At 31.9% G+C, this 22,677-nt stretch carries 17 protein-coding genes; 10 read left to right on the top strand and 7 right to left on the bottom strand.

Going from position 1 to position 22,677, the window contains the following annotated elements; all coding sequences use genetic code 11:
- Positions 1–86 precede the first annotated feature (86 nt).
- From fumC to BTO16_RS05725, 5 genes are all read left to right on the top strand, one after another.
- Positions 87–1,487: a class II fumarate hydratase gene (fumC, locus tag BTO16_RS05705; protein ID WP_105020665.1), complete on the top strand. Its 1,401-nt coding sequence runs from the start codon at positions 87–89 to the stop codon at positions 1,485–1,487.
- A 94-nt stretch (positions 1,488–1,581) separates the two neighbouring features.
- Positions 1,582–2,055, top strand: coding sequence for a nucleoside deaminase (locus tag BTO16_RS05710; RefSeq protein WP_105020666.1), 474 nt, complete (start codon positions 1,582–1,584; stop codon positions 2,053–2,055).
- Between the two features lie 129 nt (positions 2,056–2,184).
- On the top strand, positions 2,185–2,970 hold the full coding sequence (locus BTO16_RS05715) for an alpha/beta hydrolase (RefSeq protein WP_105020667.1): 786 nt from the start codon (positions 2,185–2,187) through the stop codon (positions 2,968–2,970).
- A complete protein-coding gene (locus BTO16_RS05720) occupies positions 2,960–4,375 on the top strand; it encodes a leucyl aminopeptidase family protein (protein WP_105020668.1) in 1,416 nt (471 codons plus the stop codon). The genes BTO16_RS05715 and BTO16_RS05720 overlap by 11 nt, the downstream gene beginning before the upstream one ends.
- A gap of 190 nt (positions 4,376–4,565) precedes the next feature.
- Entirely contained in the window at positions 4,566–5,768 is a 1,203-nt protein-coding gene (locus BTO16_RS05725) for an ATP-grasp domain-containing protein (protein ID WP_245891993.1), read from the top strand.
- A gap of 130 nt (positions 5,769–5,898) precedes the next feature.
- On the opposite strand, the gene BTO16_RS05730 is transcribed toward BTO16_RS05725, so the two are convergent.
- From BTO16_RS05730 to BTO16_RS05755, 6 genes are all read right to left on the bottom strand, one after another.
- Positions 5,899–7,101: a hypothetical protein gene (locus tag BTO16_RS05730; RefSeq protein ID WP_105020670.1), complete on the bottom strand. Its 1,203-nt coding sequence runs from the start codon at positions 7,099–7,101 to the stop codon at positions 5,899–5,901.
- Positions 7,102–7,107: 6 nt separating this feature from the next.
- Positions 7,108–7,923 carry a type 1 glutamine amidotransferase gene (locus BTO16_RS05735; protein ID WP_317045790.1) on the bottom strand — a complete coding sequence of 272 codons (816 nt, stop codon included), beginning with the start codon at positions 7,921–7,923 and terminating at the stop codon, positions 7,108–7,110.
- Positions 7,924–7,938: 15 nt separating this feature from the next.
- Positions 7,939–9,033 carry a carboxylate-amine ligase gene (locus BTO16_RS05740; RefSeq protein WP_105020672.1) on the bottom strand — a complete coding sequence of 365 codons (1,095 nt, stop codon included), beginning with the start codon at positions 9,031–9,033 and terminating at the stop codon, positions 7,939–7,941.
- 53 nt (positions 9,034–9,086) lie between these two features.
- The gene (locus BTO16_RS05745) at positions 9,087–10,169 is read right to left on the bottom strand and encodes an ATP-grasp domain-containing protein (RefSeq protein WP_105020673.1); all 1,083 of its coding nucleotides are present in this window, start codon (positions 10,167–10,169) and stop codon (positions 9,087–9,089) included.
- Between the two features lie 45 nt (positions 10,170–10,214).
- The gene (locus tag BTO16_RS05750) at positions 10,215–10,919 is read right to left on the bottom strand and encodes an esterase family protein (RefSeq protein WP_105020674.1); all 705 of its coding nucleotides are present in this window, start codon (positions 10,917–10,919) and stop codon (positions 10,215–10,217) included.
- Positions 10,920–11,043: 124 nt separating this feature from the next.
- The gene (locus BTO16_RS05755) at positions 11,044–11,553 is read right to left on the bottom strand and encodes a DinB family protein (RefSeq protein ID WP_105020675.1); all 510 of its coding nucleotides are present in this window, start codon (positions 11,551–11,553) and stop codon (positions 11,044–11,046) included.
- A gap of 47 nt (positions 11,554–11,600) precedes the next feature.
- On the opposite strand from BTO16_RS05755, the gene hutI reads away from it, so the two are divergent.
- The 5 genes from hutI to secA all read left to right on the top strand — a co-directional run bounded on the left by hutI (position 11,601) and on the right by secA (position 17,740).
- Positions 11,601–12,836, top strand: coding sequence for an imidazolonepropionase (hutI, locus tag BTO16_RS05760; protein ID WP_105020676.1), 1,236 nt, complete (start codon positions 11,601–11,603; stop codon positions 12,834–12,836).
- Positions 12,836–13,321, top strand: a complete 486-nt coding sequence (locus BTO16_RS05765; RefSeq protein ID WP_105020677.1) for a hypothetical protein — start codon at positions 12,836–12,838, stop codon at positions 13,319–13,321. The genes hutI and BTO16_RS05765 overlap by 1 nt, the downstream gene beginning before the upstream one ends.
- 44 nt (positions 13,322–13,365) lie before the next feature.
- Positions 13,366–13,938, top strand: coding sequence for a cob(I)yrinic acid a,c-diamide adenosyltransferase (locus tag BTO16_RS05770; RefSeq protein WP_105020678.1), 573 nt, complete (start codon positions 13,366–13,368; stop codon positions 13,936–13,938).
- 93 nt (positions 13,939–14,031) lie between these two features.
- Complete coding sequence (locus BTO16_RS05775; RefSeq protein WP_091892486.1) at positions 14,032–14,253, top strand: DUF2795 domain-containing protein; 222 nt, start codon at positions 14,032–14,034, stop codon at positions 14,251–14,253.
- 145 nt (positions 14,254–14,398) lie between these two features.
- Positions 14,399–17,740: a preprotein translocase subunit SecA gene (gene secA, locus BTO16_RS05780; protein WP_105020679.1), complete on the top strand. Its 3,342-nt coding sequence runs from the start codon at positions 14,399–14,401 to the stop codon at positions 17,738–17,740.
- 139 nt (positions 17,741–17,879) lie between these two features.
- On the opposite strand, the gene BTO16_RS05785 is transcribed toward secA, so the two are convergent.
- Positions 17,880–22,637 (bottom strand): glycosyl hydrolase, encoded by a 4,758-nt coding sequence (locus BTO16_RS05785; RefSeq protein ID WP_245891995.1) that lies wholly within the window; start codon positions 22,635–22,637, stop codon positions 17,880–17,882.
- Positions 22,638–22,677: the final 40 nt, after the last annotated feature.

The following is a 22,677-nucleotide window of genomic DNA, read 5'->3' on the forward strand; positions in this document are numbered from 1 at the left end:
TACTATTTACGTCTCAAATTCACCTCTGGTTCGCGCTGTTTTTGGCTTTCTTTTTGTAAATTTGTAATCCTAAAATTACATTAAAAATGACAAAATACAGAATCGAAAAAGATACAATGGGCCAAGTTAATGTGCCTGCTGATAAATATTGGGGAGCTCAAACAGAACGCTCTAGAAATAACTTTAAAATTGGTGCTGCGGGCTCTATGCCTTTAGAAGTAATTTATGGGTTTGCATATCTTAAAAAAGCAGCTGCCTTTACAAATTGTGAGTTAGGTGTTTTAACATCCGAAAAAAGAGATTTAATTGCCGAAGTCTGTGATGAAATTTTAGCTGGTAAACATGACGATCAATTTCCTTTAGTAATTTGGCAAACTGGTTCTGGCACACAATCTAACATGAATGCAAATGAAGTAATTGCAAACAGAGCGCATGAAATTTCTGGTAAAATTATTGGTGAAGGAGAAAAAACGATTCAACCAAATGATGATGTAAATAAATCGCAATCATCAAATGACACATTTCCAACGGGAATGCATATTGCTGCTTATAAAAAAATAGTAGAAAACACAATTCCGGGTATTGAGCAATTAAGAGATACCTTAAAAGCAAAATCAGAGGCCTTTAAAGATGTTGTAAAAATTGGACGTACACATTTAATGGATGCGACTCCACTAACTTTAGGTCAGGAATTTTCTGGTTATGTGGCACAATTAAACTTTGGAGTTAAAGCTTTAAAAAATACTTTAGAGCATTTAAGTCAATTAGCTTTAGGAGGAACCGCAGTTGGTACAGGTTTAAATACACCTGCAGGTTACGACGTTTTAGTTGCAAAATATATTGCACAATTTACGGGTTTACCTTTTATTACTGCAGAAAATAAATTTGAAGCTTTAGCAGCACACGATGCTTTTGTAGAAACGCATGGCGCTTTAAAGCAAGTAGCAGTTTCTTTAAATAAAATTGCAAACGATATTAGAATGATGGCTTCTGGACCAAGATCCGGAATTGGAGAAATCATGATTCCTGCTAACGAACCAGGTTCTTCAATTATGCCAGGTAAAGTAAATCCTACACAATGCGAAGCATTAACGATGGTTTGTGCTCAAGTTATGGGTAATGATGTTGCGGTGACCATTGGCGGAACTCAAGGTCATTATGAACTAAACGTTTTTAAACCAATGATGGCAGCAAATGTTTTACAATCAGCTCAATTAATTGGGGATGCTTGTGTTTCTTTTGATGAAAATTGTGCGGCAGGAATTGAACCAAATTATACAAGAATTAAAGAATTATTGAACAATTCTTTAATGCTAGTAACAGCTTTAAATACAAAAATTGGATACTATAAAGCTGCAGAAATTGCAAACACAGCGCATGAAAACGGAACAACTTTAAAAGTAGAAGCGGTACGTTTAGGGTATGTGACTCCAGAACAATATGATGAATGGGTAAAACCAGAAGAAATGATTGGAGGGCTTAAGTAAGTAATTAAGTAGTGTTTTAGTCTACAGTTCGTAGTCGCAGTGGCAAACTTTATTTTCACTTTGCGTCTTTGCGAGAAACCAAAAAATATAAAAAATGAACAATCACGAAGAATTTATGAGTGAAGCTGTAAAAGCAGCTTTAAAAGGAATGAGCAATAATGAAGGAGGTCCTTTTGGATGTATTGTTGTAAAAAATGGGGAAATTATTGGTAGAGGAAATAACAAAGTAACTTCTACAAATGATCCTACGGCGCATGCAGAGGTTACTGCAATTAGAGATGCTTGTAAAAACGTTGGTTCTTTTCAATTAGACGGCTGTATTATTTATACTTCTTGCGAGCCTTGCCCTATGTGTTTAGGCGCAATTTATTGGGCAAGACCAGACAAAGTGTATTATGGTAGTAATCAACAAGATGCTGCCGATATTGGTTTTGATGACGAATTTATTTATAAAGAAATTCCGCTTCCTTACGAAAAAAGAAGCATTCCTTTTGAACAAGTGGGTAGAGAAATTGCTTTAGAACCTTTTATTAAATGGTCTGAAAAGCAAGATAAAATTGAATATTAAAAATGAAATCCGAAGGTAAAACTTCGGATTTTCTTTTTAAAAATAGTTGCTAATTCATCAATTTATATTTACAATTTTATATACTATGAATTCATAAAACTGTATTTTTGAACTCTCAAAATATAGCATATGACCTTGACGGATTTTAATCCCATTATTGAAACTATTGAAGAAGCGTATGAGATTCCGCATTTAAATGCAACTAGACGAATTTCGGCATTATTACCGCATGATTACCATTTAACTGATAAACGTTATCCTGTTCTATACCTGCAAGATGGTCAGAATTTATTTAATCCGATGGCACAATATGGCGATTGGGCTATAGACAAGTCTTTAGGTAAATTAGCTACAAAAGGCTTAGCTGATATTATTATTATTGCCATTAATCATGGTGAAGAAGAACGTATCAATGAATATTTACCTTATTATCACCCTCGTTTTGGAGAGGGAAAAGGAAATTTTTATATCCAATTTATGATAGAAAAATTAATACCTTATATCAACAATAAATACAGAACCTTAACTAATTTTGAAAATACTGGCATTGGCGGAAGCTCTATGGGAGGCTTAATTAGCTTGCATGCTGGTTTATCAAATCCTGGTGTTTTTGGTAAATTGATGATTTTCTCGCCAAGTTTATGGATTTCAAAAAAAATATTTGATAATACAAAATCATTTACCCCCTTAAAAGAGGCAAAAATCTATTTGTATGCTGGAGGACAAGAAAGTGAAGAACATTTACCAAATGCACAAAAATTAGGAGGCATTATTAAAGAGAAAATGATCAAAGGATATCACATAGATTTTCATTTTTCCATCAAAGAAGAAGGAAATCATTCCGAAATTCATTGGAGAAAAGAATTCCCGAAAGCTATAAAATGGCTTTTTAACAACCATCATTATGACGTATAAACACATCCAAAATATAGACACTACCAAAGATTTTATCCTGCCTTGTAAAAAAGGCGATTTAAAATTAATTCAACAATTTCTGCCAATTGAAAAACCAGATTTTGATGGGAGTTTTTTAACCTATCAATTATTATATGGTAAAACCGGAAATAGGATTTACCTAGTTGGTTTAGGTGATGAAAAAAATGCATCCCATTTAGAAAATACCTTTCAAAAATTTGCGTTTGAAACTCAGAAATATTGGGGTGAAGAAATTCAGGTTTTTTCTAATGATTTAAATGATGATGCTATTTTAAAAACTGTTATTGGTTTAGAAATGGCGCAATATGTTATTGCTGCATTTAAATCAACAAATGTAGACCAAAAGAAAATTACAACTATCTCATTTTCATCCCCAAAAAATACGGATAAAATTCTTGAGGAAGGAAGGTTTACTGGTGAAGCGATCAATAAAATAAAAGCATTAGTAGATGCACCACCAAATATTAAAACACCAGAATATTTAGGTGAATGGGCAAAAAAATCATCGAAAGAAGCTTCTTATAAGTGTACCGTTTTAAAACAAAAAGACTTAGAAAAACAGGGTTTTGATGCTGTTTTGGCCGTTGGTAAAGGAAGCGTACATCCACCAGTTGTAATCATCAATGAATACAAAGCTAAAAAAACAGATAAGTTCGATATTGCTTTGGTAGGAAAAGGAATTACGTTCGATTCTGGAGGTTTATCCATCAAACCATCTACAAATTTGCACTACATGAAAAGCGATATGGGTGGTGCTGCAGTTGTTTTAGGTGTTATAGAATTGGTTGCGAAATTAGAATTAAACATCAATATCGTTGGTATTGTTGCATCCGCAGAAAATGCTGTAGATGCAAATAGTTATAGACCTGGAGATGTGATTAATTCGTATTCTGGAAAAACGATAGAGATTATAGACACAGATGCAGAAGGTCGTTTGGTTTTAGCCGATGGTATTAATTATGCTATCAAAAAATACAATCCAGAATATTTAATTGATTTAGCAACTTTAACAGGAAGTGTCGTTAGAACTTTAGGATATTCGGCTGCAGGAATGTTTACAAAAAACCAAGAAATGGCAACCACAATGTCTGTTATTGGTTTTAAAGTGCATGAACGTGTTTGGCAATTGCCGATGTTTGAAGATTATGAAGCGGACTTGCAATCTGATATTGCTGATATAAAAAATTATAACGGCAAACCTATTGAAGGCGCCATAAATGCCGCTAAATTTTTAGAAGCTTTTACAGAAAATCACGAAAAATGGATGCATTTAGATATTGCAGGTGTTTCTTTTGGAGCATCTCCTTATGCAAAAATGAAAAGTGCTTCTGGATACGGAATTCAATTAATTACAAATTTTGTAAAAGAAAAAGCCGAGAAATAAACTCGCTGTAATTTAGCTTTGAATTCATGAATCTAAAATTCATTTTTGACTTTTATATATTTGGAAAATCGTTCAAATTTATTAAATGATTTTGAACTTCATACTTCGTGTATTCAAAGCAAAATTTAAAAATATATTTTCCTTGTAAATAAAATTGATTTTTTGTAAATTTATAAAAACTAACAATTTTATGATGTCTCAAAAACCCTTAAATTTTCTTTGCATTACCACTTATTTTAAAGGCGAACCTTTTATAGAAAGCTGCAAAGCTGATGGAAATAATGTATATCTTTTGACTAAAAAGGATTTAGAAAATGAAGCCTGGCCTTGGGAAGCTATTGATGACGTTTTTTATATTGATGAATGGAATCATAAAGATGTAGTGAAAGGAATTGCCTATAAATTTAGAACCATAAAATTTGATCATTTTGTTGCTTTAGATGATTTTGATGTAGAAAAAGTAGCACTTTTAAGAGAACACTTTCGAGTTCCTGGAATGGGACGCACGACTGCTCATTATTTTAGAGATAAGTTAGCAATGAGAATGAAGGCTAAAAGCGAAGGTGTAAATGTACCTGAGTTTACAGGGTTATTTTATAATGATGAAATTAATGATTTTGCAGAATCTGTGGCCGCTCCTTGGTTGTTAAAACCAAGAATGGAAGCTTCTGCAACCGGAATTAAAAAACTGAATTCTAAAGAGGAATTATGGCAAGTTGTGCATGCTTTAGGTGATGAAAGAGATAATTACTTAATAGAAAAATTTGCTCCTGGTGATGTTTTTCATGTCGATGGTTTAAATGTAGACGGAAAAGTAGTATTTGCCAGAGTTAGTAAATATTTAGCAACGCCTTTTGATGTTGCTCATGGAGGTGGAATTTTTAGATCTGCAACCTCTAAAATTGGTTCTGAAGTTGAAAAAGGCTTGCAAAAAATGAATGTTGACGTAATGAAAGCTTTCGGAATGCAATCTGGTGCTTCACATACAGAGTTCATTCAATCGAAAGCAACTGGGGAATTATTTTTTTTAGAAACTTCTTCTCGAGTTGGTGGAGCAAATTTAGCTGAAATGGTTGAGTTTGCTTCAGGTGTAAATCTTTGGGGTGAATGGGCAAAAATAGAAAATGCAAAAATTAGAAAAAAAACCTATGAGCTACCTACTATTCATAATAAATATGCAGGAATTGTAGTTTCTCTCAGCAGATTTGAACATCCTGATACTTCTAGTTTTACGGATGCTGAAATTGTTTGGAAAATGGATAAAGAATGGCATATAGGTATTATTGTTGTTTCTGATTCTAGCGAGCGTGTTTTGGAATTATTAGATACGTATACTGAGAGAATTGCCTCAGAATTTCATGCGAGTATTCCTGCTCCGGATAAGTCTTTGTAAATTACATATAAAAAATACAAGGTTTTTAGAACCATATAAAATTATATCAGTAAAAAACCTTCAAATTTTAAAATTTGAAGGTTTTTATATTTTGTAATTCTCAGCTTATAATCAGAAAGCAAGATTCTTATTAACTCTCAAAAAAACCAGTGCTACCTCCTACCCAAGTTTTGTCTTTATTATATTTTACACCAACCATTTCTCCTTTACTCAAACGCATTAAATTGCTAATAATTTCTGTTTTGTTCGTTTTAGAGTTATGTAATAACATCATTCTAATTTCACATTTTGCAGGCTCGTCCATTGTTTCTATAATTGGAGCGTACGCTACTTTTTCTTGTAATAAATAGTTTGATTTATTCGTAATATCATCAATCATTTTACGCGTTACATGTATTTGAACTCCTGCACCAGCAAAAGAATACAATGGTTTTAAAACATAATTTTCTAAATCTTCAGGAATCGTTTTTAACTCATTTAAATAAAATGATTTTGGTACAAATTCTCCTTTTAATAAAGGCATTGTGTATTTGCTAATTCTGTAAAACCAATTTGGATGCCCAATCCAAGTGATATCAACTTCATCTAAGAAATCGAATTCCCTTTTTAAATCATCTCTTTGAAATAACTCATCAAAAATAATTCGATTGTAAATTTTTAATACTTTTACTTCTTTGCCTTCATCATCCAAATAAAAAAGTTCACTTCCTCTTTTAATCAGTTTAGAAATACATAAAATTTTAATCCCTAATTTAGCTTCTGTTGCATAGAAATCAACAGCTGTAGCTTGTTTTTCTGGTTCTATTTCTAATAAAATTACTTGCTTCGGATCTGTTTCACCAACAATTTCTTGACGTAATAATTCAATATAATCGAGGTTGGTCATTCCGTTTATATGCTGAGAATAATTTTCCGGAATTACATTTCCAAAATGCTCGCGGTACTTTCTTCCTAATAATTCTTGAAAGAAATATAAAGAAGGAAAACCCTGCAATTCAATTAGTTTAGGAACTAAATTACCCTTTTCATCTTTACAAATACCAAAATCTAACTGAATAAACTTCGCATTTTCGTCTTCATTTGGCACAATTGTATTCTTATCAAAAAAAGCACCATTTGTTAATTCTTTAAAATTAGGCTGATTAATAGTAGCCATAATTTCAGCACAAGCTTCAATCAATTTATTTTTTAACTGTTTTGGGATAAAAGCTGGTGTTTCAGATATTTTGAACTTAGGCACATATTTAAATTCATTAATGATATCTTGAAGAAAAACTTGGTATTTTTCATCAGAAAATTGCTCATTATAAAGTTTTCTATTTTTATCGATCATCTTAAATTAAGAAAATATTGGTTCTTGAATACTGCTGATTGCTGAAGAAATAAATTTTGGTAAAATCGTTGCATAGGTCATACTAATTTTATCGGGATCATCCAATCTTTCCATCATTTGGCTGTATTTTGCTTCCCCAAAATTAGTAACTATTTTTTGCTTTGTTTCTTCCAAAGAAAAATAAACTTCCATACTTATTGGATCTGCTTCTGGATGAAACTGCGTACCAACAAATTCATTAGAAAAACGAACCGCCATAATTGCACGCTCTAATTCTACATGAGTTCTAATTTTTTCTAAACTTAAAATGGATGCACCTTGTTCTTTAAAAACTTTTAACCTTGGTTGTACCAATTGCCAATCTCTAGAATCTACGGCATAAAAAGGATCATTTAATCCTTCTAAAAGTGGATCTTTAATTCCTTTTTTAGTTTTATGAATTGGTAAAATACCAAAAGAAGTACTTTTTCTAGGTTTTATTTCTCCCAATTTAAAATAATGACACATTACCTGAAAAGAATAACAGATAAAAAACACGTGCTTTTTAGTTTCAGAATTAGAGGAATTATAATCCCAAATATTTTGCATTAATTCCAAATAGGGATTTCTCCAAATCCCCTCTTCTAAAGGACTTCCAGGACCACCGCTTGAAATATAAATATCAAAAGAAGTATCTGGTATTTCTAGTTTAGCTCTAACATTAAATACCGTAATATCGACTTTTTTAATAAAAAAATTAGCAATTTCTTTAATGCAACGCAAGCCTTGATTTGGCTCATCGTTGTTCATGTCTAAAATAGCTAATTTTAATTTTTCTTTCATCATTTAATCGAATAATTATAAACCTAAAATGGTTTGTTCTGTAATAAAATCTACTACTTTTATTAAGTCGTTTGTTTCTTCAAAAACTTTTAATTGTCTGTCTGCTCCTGTTCCGTTTTTTAATATTTCAAAAACGTATTCAACTTCTTTTCTTGAACCTAATTCATCTAAAACATCATCCACAAAGTCAACAAATTCGCGCATCAACAATTTTGTTTCAACCTCTTTTTCTAAACCAAAATCAATCATTTTTCCGTCAATTCCATAACGCCCAGCTCGCCATTTATTTTCATTAATTAGCGCTCTATGATAATTCATAAAGTTAAGATTTTGAGATCTTAGTTTGTGTAATTTAGCAACTAAAGCTTGAATTAATGCTGCAATACAAATAGTTTCATCTACCGTTAGTGGAACGTCACAAATTCGTACTTCTATCGTTGGAAAAACTGGATGAATACGAATATCCCACCATATTTTTTTAGGATTATCAATACATTTCGTCTTCACTAAAAGGTTTACATAATTTTCATATTGGGCATAACTATTAAAAACTCCTGGAATGCCCGTTCTTGGAAACTTATCAAAAACTTTAGATCTAAAAGATTTAAAACCAGTATTTCTACCTTCCCAAAAAGGTGAATTTGTAGACAAAGCATACAAATGTGGTAAAAAATAACGCATCGCATTTACTAAGTGCATCGCCATATTTTTATCTTCCATACCCACATGAACATGCAAACCAAAAATTAAATTAGATCTTGCGGTGTCTTGCAATTCATCAATAATTTCATGGTAACGTGGATTTGGAGTAATCAATTGGGTTTCCCATTTAGAAAATGGATGTGTTCCTGCAGCTCCGATTTTATATCCCAATTCGCCTGCAAACGTTGAAATAGATTTACGTAAATGAGTTATTTGTTCTCTAGCATCTTGAATGTCGTTACAAATATTTGTACCAACTTCTACAACCGCTTGATGCATTTCTGCCTTAACTTGGTCATTTAGAACTTTTGATGCATTCATTACAATTTGTTGATCGTGAGATACCAACTCCCTTGTAATAGGGTCAATTACTTGATATTCTTCTTCTATACCTAATGTAAATTTCATAGTGAAAAGGTTAATTTAACTAATTAAAAGATTCGCAATTTAATTTTTAAAATTTACTTTTTAGTCGATTTAGTTTTTTCAACTACTTTTTTAGCTGTTGTTTTCTTTACTTCGGCTTTTTTAACAGGAGCCTTTTTAACTACTACTTTCTTAGCAGCTACTTTTTTTACAACTGGCTTTTCTGTAACAATTTGATCTGTAACAAAAGAACCCCAAGTAAGGTTCATTTGCCCTTTTTTGTATTGTTTCGCTTTTTCAATTGCCATGTTCGCAGCATTTTCTACAATCCATTCAAAGTTTTCTGCTCCAACAGAATTGATATCTGCATCTGGTGCAGGGTTGCAAAAATCAATTGCATAAGGAATACCATCTTTTACAGCAAATTCTACCGTATTAAAATCATAACCTAAAGCTTTATTTAAACGGATACAATACTCATGCACAGTATCTAATATTTTTTGATCTACAGGTTCGCCGTCTAAAACATAACGCAAATGATGAGGATTTCTAGGCTCATATTGCATAATATGTACATTATCAGTTCCTAAAACATAACATCTAAAGTACTCTTTAAAGTTAATTTCTTCTTGTAACATCATTACTAAATGTTCCGTTTCACCATGTTTTTGCCATAAATCTTCAGGATTCTCAACTCTATAAACACTTTTCCATCCACCACCATCGTGAGGTTTCATATATGCTGGAAAACCAACTGTATCGAACATTTTATCCCAATTAAAAGGGAATTTCATATTTCTAAAAGAATTTTCGTCTGTGTCTGGTGGTCTTTGTGATGATGGCAAAATAAAAGTTTTTGGTACAGGTACTCCTACTTTTTCTGCCAATGCATTATTAAAAAACTTCTCATCGGCACTCCACCAAAACGGGTTGTTTATAACCGCTGTTCCTGTAATTGCAGCATTCTTTAAAAAAGCTCTGTAAAATGGCACATCTTGCGATATTCTATCTATAATAACCGCATACTCATCAGATTTTGCTTGCTCTACAGTTTCAATTAATACTGCTTCAGCCATCATATCTTTGATGCCTTCTGCTGCTATTTTTTGATTAACTCTGTCTATAAAAGCTTGTGGAAAAGTGTTTTCTTGTCCAAATAAAATTCCTATTTTTCTCATAATAATTATTTGATTTTTGTTGTTGTTGTTGTTGTTGTTGTTGTTTTAAATTTGTGATAAATAATGAGGAAACATTTCTCTCCAAATTGGCCAATCGTGTTCTGCCCATTTGCGCTCATCAAACCAAAAAGGTATATTTTTATCCGTCAGTATTTTAGCTAATATTTGGTTTGCTTCTAAGCAAATATCCCAATCACTTGTTCCTAAAATAATTTTCATATTCCATAAATCTGGATGATTGCTTCCTGGTAAAAAATCTACAGGATTGTTAAAAAATACATTGTCATCATAATAGCCGTCTAGAAAAGATTTTATATCAAAAGAACCGCTTAAACTAAACATGTGGCTTACTCTTTCTGGATGTTTAAATGCAAAATTTGCTGCATGATAACCACCAAAACTTACGCCAGCAATTGCTACTTTTTGGATTCCTCTATCATGGCAAATAGGATTTACTACTTCATCCATAATAAATTGATCATACCACATATGATTTTTAACACGATCTGCAGGATGAATTCCTTTATCATACCAACTTAATTCGTTGATAGAATCCGGACAATATATTTGCACTAAACCTTCCTCCAAAAACCATTTTGCAGATTCAATTAGTTTCATGTTTTTACATTCAAAAAAACGCCCCATCGTTGTTGGAAATAAAACTAAAGGATAGCCTGCATGACCAAAAACCAACATTTCAATATCTTTGCCTAATGTTGGTGAATACCATTTATTATAATCTTCTTTCAATCTATAAATATTAAATTAATTTCAAAATTTTTAAAGCGCAAAATTACACAATTTCAATGATTTAGATAAAAAATAATAAAATTTAAAAACTTAATTTTTTACAATTGCAAGTCACTAAAAAATGTTATAAATAGCGTTCTTTTACAACATTTAAATGATGTATTTGATGTCCAGAAAATAAATAGCCCAAAGCTCTAACAGACATTTTATTTCCAGAACCCATACCTATTCTTAACAATGCTTCTTCCGAAAAACTTCTAAAAAGCAATATAGTACTTTTTCTTAAAACTTCCATTTCGTATAACAAATCGGTATAATCTCTGTCATCCATATTTGCATTCTCCACAAAAAGATCATGATCAAAACCGGGTAAAGAAGTCTTATCATTTCTTGCAAAACACATCGCTCTGTAATTAAAAACACGTTCGGTATCAATAACATGCTGAATCACTTCTTTTATTGTCCATTTGCCTTCAGCATATGCGAAATTTTGTTTTTCTAAAGGAATATTATTTAAAACGTTTTCAAACTCTTTTTGAGAATCAATTAAATTATCAATAATCGATTTTTTATTTTCTTCAATACCTTTAATATATTGTTTATAATAAGGTGCGTATTCGTTTTCTGGAATCATTTAAATAGATTTATGTATGTTTGTTAAAATTAATTTAATCATTTTTTATGACCAAATTATTTACCAATATAAAAGAATTAATTCAAATTAGGGATGCTTCTATTCAGAAAGTTTCTGGAAAAGAAATGGGCGTTTTACCAACTTTAAAAAATGCATTTTTATTGATTGAAAACGGTTTGATTAAAGATTTTGGTTTGATGCAAAAAATGCCAACTTTTACTTCGGATGAAACGATTGATTGTGCTGGTAAAATGATCTTGCCAACTTGGTGCGATTCTCATACGCACATTGTATTTGCTGGCAATAGAGAACAAGAGTTTGTAGATAGAATTAATGGTTTGTCTTATGAAGAAATTGCTAATAATGGAGGTGGAATTTTAAATTCAGCTAAAAAATTACAAGCAACTTCAGAAGCCGATTTATACACTCAATCTGCTAAAAGATTGGAAGAAGTTATTGCCTTAGGAACGGGCGCTATTGAGATAAAATCTGGTTATGGCTTAACGTTGGATGCGGAACTTAAAATGTTACGAGTTATCAAAAAACTTAAAGAAAATTACAACATTCCTATCAAAGCAACTTTTTTAGGAGCACATGCAATTCCGTCTGAATTTAAAAACAATAAAGAAGGATACATCAACTTAATTATTGATGAAATGTTGCCCAAAATTGCTGCTGAAAATTTGGCTGATTTTGTAGATGCTTTTTGTGAAGTCGGTTATTTTTCTGTGGATGATACAGATCGAATATTAACTGCTGCTAAAAAATATCATTTAATTCCTAAAGTACATGTTAATCAATTTAATAGTATTGGCGGCATTGCTATTTCTACAAAACACAAAGCGCTATCTGTGGATCATTTAGAGGTTTTAACGGATGAAGATTTAACAGATTTAAAAGCATCCGAAACCATGCCTGTTGCGCTTCCCTCCTGTTCTTTTTTTTTGGGAATTCCGTATACATCAGTACGTAAAATTATAGCAGCGAATTTACCGTTGGCTTTGGCAACAGATTACAATCCTGGTTCTACACCATCTGGAAACATGAACTTTGTAGTTGCAACTGCGTGTATAAAAATGAAAATGACACCAGAAGAGGCTATCAATGCAGCAACAATTAACGGCGCTTTTGCAATGAATGTATCCAACGAAGTTGGAAGTATTACAAAGGGAAAACTAGCAAATTTTATCATTACTAAAGAAATACCTTCTTACGGATTTATTCCCTACAGTTTTGGATCTAATTTAATTGATGAAATTTATATTAACGGAAATAAATTTTAATGCTTTTTAAAACAATCTCAAAAATCAAATTTCTTTTAAGATCTTCAAATCAACATGGAGTTCATTCGCCTTTTGTCTACAATTTTATTACCAAAGGATTGTATTCAAAAGAAATTAATAACAACAATATTAGTGAATACGCTGAACTTAAAAAACTCTCTAAAAAAGAGCAAAAAGTATTCTCAAAAATTATAGCATATTTTAAGATTAATGCAGTTTATTTTGATTTTAACTCATTAGAAAATGATTCAAATATCGATTTTAAATTACTATATATAAGTGAATTAAACTACAATATCTTTTTAAAAAATGATTCTAACTATTTTGTAGTTATAAATAAGATTCATAAAAATAAAAATGTTAATTCAATTTGGCGCAAACTAATTAGAAACAAAAAAGCAACAGTAACAATTGATCTATTTTATTTTGGTTTAGTTTTCTTTAGAAAAGAACAAGTTAAAGAACATTTTAATATAAGAGTTTAAAACTTTGTAACTTTGCTACTTTACAAACTTTGAAACTTATTTAAATGAAAATATACACAAAAACTGGTGATGCAGGAACAACCGCACTATTTGGTGGTACGAGAGTAAAAAAATACAATTTACGCATAGAAAGTTACGGTACAGTAGATGAATTAAACTCATATATCGGTTTAATTAAAGATCAAGAAATTAGCAATACGATAAAAGATTCTTTGTTGAAAATTCAGAATGAATTGTTCACATTAGGCAGTATGTTAGCAACTCCGCCAGATAAAGAAACCTTAAAAAACGGAAAAGAGCGATTAAACATCCCTAAAGTTGATGAAAATTCTATTCTTTATTTAGAAAATGAAATTGATAAAATGGATGCAGAACTTCCTCAAATGACTCATTTTATTTTGCCTGGAGGACATCAAGCTGTGTCATTTTGTCACATTGCAAGATGCGTTTGCAGACGAGCAGAACGTTTATCTGTAGAACTAAATGACCACGAAACTTTGAATAATGACATTTTAAAATATTTAAACCGCCTTTCTGACTTTCTTTTTGTGTTGGCACGAAAGTTGTCTAAAGACCTACTAATGGAGGAAATCAAGTGGATTCCTGAGAAAAAATAATGAAGTTCTTTTTTTATTGATATTATATTTCTTAAAAAAGACTTGCGTAATTGAGTAAAAAAATTATTTTTGCACAAAATTAAACAATAAGAAATGTATTGGACATTAGAATTAGCATCTTATTTAGCAGATGCACCTTGGCCAGCAACCAAAGACGAATTAATAGATTATGCAATTAGAACTGGTTCTCCATTAGAAGTAGTAGAAAACCTACAAGATATGGAAGATGAAGGTGATGCATATGATTCAATTGTTGAAATTTGGCCAGATTATCCTACCGAAGATGATTACCTTTGGAACGAGGATGAATACTAAATAAAAATATAAAAAGTCTCTAAGGGGGCTTTTTTTTTTGTTTTCTTTTTAGAAAGTAAAAGATATTTTTTTCAAGCTTTTTAAAAACTTGATATACAGTAAAATAATAAAGCTAATCAATTTAGCTTCTAAACCATTTAATACAATGAGCATTTTAAATTCAGTTATAAAACTTTTTGTGGGTGATAAACAACAAAAAGATTTAAAAATTTTACAACCAATAGTTGAAGCTGTAAGAAAATTTGAGTCAGAAATTTCTAAACTTTCTCACGATGAATTAAGGGCAAAAACGCAAGAGTTTAAAAACAAAATTAAAGCGGCTACAAAAGTATTTGATGATAAAATCACAGCTTTAGAAATAGAAGCTAAAAATGCGGATATTGATAGACAAGAAGATATTTACGCAGAAATCGATACTTTAAAAGATGAAGCATACAAAGTTTCTGAAGAGACCTTATTAAAAATAATGCCAGAAGCATTTGCTGTAATCAAGGAAACAGAAAAACGTTTTGTAGAAAATAAAGAAATTGAGGTTACTGCCACTCCATTTGATAGAGAAATTTCTGGAGAAAGAGACCATGTTTCTTTAGAAGGCGAAAAGGCTTTTTGGGCCAATTCTTGGGATGCTGCCGGTAAGCCAGTTGTTTGGGACATGGTTCCTTACGATGTTCAATTAATTGGTGGTTCTGTTTTACATCAAGGTAAAATTGCAGAAATGATGACTGGTGAAGGTAAAACCTTGGTTTCTACGCTACCCGTTTATTTAAATGCTTTAACAGGAAATGGAGTTCACCTAGTTACAGTAAATGATTATTTGGCAAAACGTGATAAAGCTTGGATGGGACCTATTTTTGAGTTTCATGGTTTATCTACAGATTGTATCGATTATCATCAACCAAATTCTGATGCGCGTAGAAAAGCATACAATGCAGATATTACATACGGAACAAATAACGAATTCGGATTTGATTATTTGCGTGATAATATGGCTAGTTCTAAAGACGATTTAGTTCAAAGACCACCAAATTATGCAATTATTGATGAAGTAGATTCTGTTTTAATTGACGATGCTAGAACTCCGTTAATAATTTCAGGACCTGTACCTCAAGGAGACAGACACGAATTTAACGAGTTAAAACCCTTAGTTGCAGATTTAGTTTTACTACAAAGCAAACATTTAATAAGTGTTTTAGCAGAAGCTAAAAAGTTAATTGCAGACGGAAATACGAAAGATGGTGGTTTCCAATTGTTAAGAGTTTACAGAGGTTTACCAAAAAACAAAGCCTTAATTAAATTTTTATCGCAAGAAGGTAACAAACAAATTTTACAAAAAACAGAAAATTATTATATGGCAGACAACAACAAGTTGATGCCAGAAGTAGACGAAGATTTACTGTTTGTTGTTGAAGAAAAAAATAATCAAATTGATTTAACTGATAAAGGAATTGCTCATTTATCAGAAAAAACAGAAAACGATAATTTCTTTGTATTACCAGATATTGGTGTAAAAATAGGGGAAATTGATACTGCTGATACTACATCCGAAGAAAAAGCTTCTCAAAAGCAAGAACTTTACAACGATTTTAGTATCAAAAGTGAGCGTATTCACACTATGAATCAACTTTTAAAAGCATATACTGTTTTTGAAAAAGATGTTGAATATGTGGTGATGGATAATAAAGTAATGATTGTTGATGAACAAACAGGACGTATCATGGATGGTCGTCGTTATTCTGATGGTTTACACCAAGCAATTGAAGCAAAAGAAAATTGTAAAATTGAAGATGCTACTCAAACTTTTGCTACGGTAACTTTACAGAATTACTTTAGAATGTACAGAAAGCTTTCTGGAATGACAGGAACTGCAGTTACAGAAGCGGGTGAATTATGGGAAATTTACAAATTAGATGTTGTAGAAATTCCTACTAATAAACCTATCCAAAGAGATGATCAAGAGGATTTAGTTTATAAAACGGCTCGTGAAAAATACAATGCTGTTATTGAAAATATTGTAAAATTGGTTGAACAAAAAAGACCAGTTTTAGTCGGTACAACTTCTGTAGAAATATCAGAATTATTAGGTAGAATGTTACAAATGCGTAAAATTCCACATAATATTTTAAATGCAAAATTACACAAACGTGAAGCTGATGTTGTTGCAGAAGCTGGTAAACCTGGTGTTGTTACCATTGCAACAAACATGGCAGGACGTGGAACGGATATTAAGTTAACCGAAGAAGTTAAAAAAGCAGGTGGTTTAGCAATTATTGGTACAGAAAGACATGATTCTAGACGTGTAGACAGACAGTTAAGAGGACGTGCAGGAAGACAAGGTGATGTTGGGTCAACGCAATTTTATGTTGGTTTAGATGATAACTTAATGCGTCTTTTTGGTTCTGAAAGAATTGCCAAAATGATGGATAGAATGGGTTTAAAAGAAGGTGAAGTAATTCAGCATTCTATGATTACAAAATCTATTGAAAGAGCGCAAAAGAAAGTTGAAGAAAACAACTTTGGTATCAGAAAACGTTTATTAGAATATGATGATATCATGAATGCACAACGTTCTTTTGTATATAAAAGAAGACGTAATGCTTTAGATGGTAAACGTTTACAAGTTGATATTGCAAATATGATTTTTGACACTTGTGAATCTATCATCAACGGTAATAAAGGTGCAAAAGATTTTCAGAATTTTGAATTTGAATTGATCCGTTTTTCTTCAATGACTTCTCCTTTTACCAAAGAGGAATTTGAAAAATTATCAGAAAGAGAATTAGCTGATAAATTATATGATATTGTATCTAAACATTACAAAACTAAAATTGAAAGAAATGCTGTTTTAGCTTTCCCAGTAATTAAGGATGTATTTGAAAATGAAGGCGATAAATATGAACGGATTGTAGTTCCTTTTACAGATGGTACAAAATCATTACAAGTTGTAACCAACTTAAAAGAGGCGTATGAAAGTGAAGGAAAGAGCTTAGTTACAGATTTTGAAAAGAACATTACATTAGCAATTATTGATGAAAACTGGAAAGATCATTTACGTAAAATGGATGAATTAAAACATTCGGTGCAAAATGCATCTTATGAGCAAAAAGATCCTTTATTGGTTTATAAATTTGAAGCTTTCGAATTGTTTAAGAAAACTGTTGATGAAATTAATAAAGAGGTTTTATCATTCTTGTTTAAAGGTGAATTGCCTGCACAAGATAGAAATCAAATTTCTGAAGCTAGAAGTCAAAAAAGAGAACGTTTAAATACCAGCAAAGCTGATGTTCAAAACTCTACAGAACAAGCGATTCAAAACTCTAGAAAACAACAGCAAGAACCTGTTGAAACTATTGTTAGAGACCAGCCTAAAATTGGTAGAAATGAAAAAGTTAGTATCAAGAACGTAATGAGTGGAGAGCAAAAAGATGTGAAATTTAAACAAGCGATTCCTTTAATTGAAAAAGGGGAATGGGTAATTGTTAACAATTAATCTTCATAATAGTAAAGAGTTCTCGATACAATTTTTCAAAAAAAAGAAAAATTATTTGAACTGATAAATTCTCTAAAAATAAAAAAATCCGTTTAGAAATTTCTAAACGGATTTTTTAGTTTTATAATTAGTTACGATTCTACTCTTTCACAAATTTTGTAGTATAAATTCCTTCTTGAAAAAATATTCTAATAATATAAAGTCCACTAGATAAATCTTCAATATGTAAACTTTCAAAACTTGTATTAAAATTACCTATCCTTTTTCCTAACACTGAATAAATTTCTACTTTTTTAACCGTTAATAAAGGGGAATTTATCTTTAAACTCTTTTTAGCAGGATTTGGTAAAATTTGAACAAACTGTGCAAAATCATACTTCTCAGCTTGCAAAGTGCAATTATTTCCTACCGTATAAGAAAAATATTTTGTCACGGCTAAACCTCCTGCAAAAGCGAACTTACAAGCGTAACTTATGGTTTGCCAGTTGGTTACACCACTAATTGTTTTAGAAAACTTTTTTCCTGAAACGACACTCATTGATGCTTCAGAAAACGGAGTTTGTCTCCATAAATAAGCGACTACACTCGTTTTATCTGCATCTAAAAGCTCAAACGTAATTGTAACATCTGTTCCATTCGTCACAAATCCATAGGTATACCCTACCGAAAAAGAGCCTTGTGTAGCGGCACTTTCTAAACCAGCGCATTCTGAATTCGTATTTGCTAAAGTGGTCGCTTGCAATGTTACTGGATTATTTGAAGCTAAATTTCCAGAAAGATCTCTAGCCGTTATCGAAAATGAATATAAAGTTTCTGGAGTTAAGCCACTTAAAATATACGATTTTTGAAGTCCCGAATCTCCGTTTACAACTTTTGAAGTTGTACCATATGATATATCATACATTACTTTACCAGAATCATCTGTAGCATTTAATAAAAACTCAACACTAGAGGAAGTTATATTTCCAAGAGAAGCAGTAAAATTTTCTGGCGCTGCTTCATCAGAATTACTACCAGTACAACCTGTTCCTACAACGTAACTAAAATATTTTGTAACAGCCAAACCACCTGAATAAGCAAATTTACAAGCATAACTAATTGTTGTACCCGCTGTTAAACCACTAATGGTTTTAGAAAAAGTTAAACCAGATACTTGATCCATTTGGATTTCAGAAAATGGAGTTTGTTTCCATAAATAAGCAATCACTCCGGCTTTATTGGTGTCTAATAATTTAAATGTAATGGTTACACTTGTGCCTACAGTTTCAAAAGTTACTTCATAGCCTTCTGAAAAACTTCCTTGCTGCGCATCCGTTGATATTTCTGAACATCGCTTTTCTTCCATTACTGAAACAGCAACTACTGCAGAAGTGCTTTTAGCACCCAAATTATCTGTTGCTTCTGCTGTAAGTTGATGATTTCCAATACTTGCTCCGTTCCAAACAAAATTAAATGGTGCAGTTATATCTTCCCCTAATTTTGTTGCTCCATCAAAAAATTCGACTACTGTAACAGAACCATCTAGATCACTTGCAATTGTATTTATGGTAATGGCAACTCCTTCTTTAATTGATGAACCATCGCTAGGCGAAGTAATTGAAATTGTTGGACTTAGATTTCCTGATTCTGAAACCAAAATTAAAACTTCATCAAAATCGCTATAAGTACCATCACTGACCGTTAATTTACACTTATAAACACCATCTTCAAGGTTAGAAACATTTGGTGATGCGATTGTTTTACTATCAAAGTTTATAATTGACGGTCCGTATATCTGCATCCAATTATAAGTAATCGTCTCGCCTTCTGGATCATTACTTAAAGAACCATTTAAAGTTGCTACTGTTGCTGGTAAAACTACAGAAACATTTTCTCCTGCATTTGCAACAGGTGGCGTAAAACTCAACGGACTTTTGTAAGAAAAAGTGATTCTTCCTAAATTAAATTCTCCACTTTCGATAAACAATCTTAAAACATGTTCTCCTTTTGTTAATTCAATATCCGCAGCAGTATTTGTACTCCAATTTTCCCAGCCATTCGAATTTGGTACAACTATACTTGGACTTATTTTTTTTCCTTCTATTTCAAAATAGAAAGGTCCTCCTCCACTAGAATTTCCCGAAGCTGCTCTATAACTCAAATCATACAAACCAGCCGTTTCAGCATTAATTGTATACTCCATCCATTCTCCAGCGCCTGTCCATCCAACAGTGGCTCCTTCGCCATTTACGATAATAGCATCCACATTTTCTTCTATCCTAAAATCTCCATTATTTCCAACAGAGTTGTCTATATATGCTATGTTTTGACCCTTTCCTCCTTCAAATTTATCGTAAAATCCAGCATCGAAAGTTCCTGGAATAGCAATTGGTATTCCTGAATAAGATACTTGCTCACCAATTTGAACATTCACAATATTTGTTACATTAAATTGTTCATCAATAAATATTTTTGCATAAAAACCATGCACCCCTAAAGTAAGATTCGCTGCTTTTAACTGATAAGGAGCAGTTGCATCTTCACCAATTAAAGTGGAACCATCATAAAATGCTACTTTAGTACTACTATTTCCTGATATTGCCGCAGATAAATTTACACTTCCGTTTGGAAAAGCCTGCGTAAAATCCGAAGATAAAACACCAGAAGCATCGATATCTCTATTGGTTTTCATTTGATTAGCAGGCACTACTAATTGAAATCCATCAGAAAAAGTTACCGTAATTTCTACATCGGAATAATTATGCGCAACATACGTAGTTTCTCCATTTTGTTTAAATACAGCAGTAATAGGATAATTTGCCGTAATTGTTGCATCAATAACCCCCATTGCATTTACTGAATGCAACCAATGATAGGTTTGTGCATCAGAAATACCAAACTTTAAATTTCTCTCTGGATATGCGTTGTATAAATTAACCGCTTCTTGTGGATTTGTGAAGGATAAATATTTCCAATATGTATCATGCCATAAATTATCATTATCCTCTCTGCTCAAAACACCTGTATTTGAGGAAATTTCGCTCCAAAGTTTTTTAGAATATTCTTGATTGTGTCCTAAATAAAAAGATCCTGCGTGAATAGGATACATTTCGATTCCATAAGAAGCTGCAATATCCGAAGTCCAGAATGTACCATTATCCGAAGAATTACCCCAAACTCTAGAAACTAAACTGTATTGTTGGTTTGCTCTAAAATTACGATCATAGACATCAAACCAATATTCTTCAACAGCAGTTTGTTCTGTGGTATAAATGTAAATTCCTAAATCTCTAATCGTATTATTCTCGGTTATTGTTCCCCAATGAATTAATGAAGAGGCAAATTGCATACTTTCTGATGTTGATTCTTGATCATTTCCTTGTGGAAAAGTTGCAAAACCATTCGCCCAACTATGACCAGCATACGGACTAAAATTTCTTAGAAAAGGAAATTGTGTGTCATTTCTATCATAAGAAGCGGCATCACGAATTAAAGTATTAATCATTTCGCCCCATTTTAATGCCCAACCTGGTTCAAATTGTTCCATAAAAGCAGCGGCATGAATAAAATATCCCCAATGAAAATGATGATCGTTTAAGTTACTATCTTGTCCGTGACCTGCGGGATATCCCAACATTGCAGACCAAGTACTATTATAATAAAACAAGAAAGCAACTTCTCCTGATTCATGGGTTAACCAATCTTCTAATCTTTTTTTTACCGTTGCAATCATTTTATTTCTTGCTTCAACATCACCTGTTTGATCTGCAATTCTGGCAGTTTGAATTAAGCGATTCATAACTTGACCTTCATTATAAGAATCGGTCCAAGTTGCTAAGCCATCATTTTCAATTTGAGAAATTTTAGTATCTAATTCAGATGGACTAAAACCAGCACTGTAATTTGCTAAATAAGGAATTGTAGGTAAAATACCTTTGTACGTGTTTTCTACTATAAAACTATTGCCCTCTAACATTTTTAATTCTCCTCTAACAGAACTATAAGATAAATTACTTGGCGTAGCTGAATTAGAAGCTAAATTAGACCATTGATGCGGCAACAAACCTATTAACATATTTGAATTTGCACCTTCTTTTACATTTGTATCCACCAAAAAAGTAGTTATAACTTTAGCGTTACTTTCGTTGTAACTCCAAGATGTTGTTGTATTTGCAGGAAATACATACGCATATTTTTTTAAGTCTTGAGCCGTAGAACTAACATTACTTGTATGTATTGGCAACATTGCCATAGACCAATAGTCTTTGCCATTTAAGGCTGATGTATATATGTTACCTGATTTTACCCAAGAACTTCCTGTTGGTGCATAAAAAACAAAATCGGCTCCACTAGCAGCATTTTCTATAATTAAAAGCTCGTTATTTATGCTTGCTGAACCCGCGTTTACCTTAATCTCAACAATATCATCGGCATCTTTTTCAAAATATAAAAAAGGCATTCCGATACCTGCTGTAGCTTTTAATTCGTGTGTACTGTCTTTCCAGTTCATGGTTACTGTCCAATCTGAATAATCAGAAACAGTTGTTTTTGTGGTTGATAAACCTGATAGTTTTATTTCAATTGGCGCAGAATCACCAATAACTCCCCAAGGAATATAGGTAACAATTAAACCTGTATTTGTAGTTTTTAAAGTCATCGGATAATTAAACAAATTATCTGCATGATTTTCTTTGACTAACTTAGACCACCAATCATTTGTTGGTACTGGTTTTCCTAAAGCATTACCACTTAATTGAGGTGTACCTGAAGGATATCCATTTCTTCCGGCAGAATCTGAACCAGGAAAAGTATTTGTAAAACTACCACTACCAACTTGTGTAGTTTGAGAAGTTATTGCTATTGAAAAAGCAAGAAAAAGAAAACTTAGGACAGAGACTTTAAATTTTTGTTTTATCAAAATATGTTTTTTGATAAAAATATAATTATTAACCGATTTA

Origin of the sequence: Polaribacter glomeratus (assembly GCF_002954665.1) — a bacterium.
In the GTDB taxonomy this organism is placed as follows: domain Bacteria; phylum Bacteroidota; class Bacteroidia; order Flavobacteriales; family Flavobacteriaceae; genus Polaribacter; species Polaribacter glomeratus.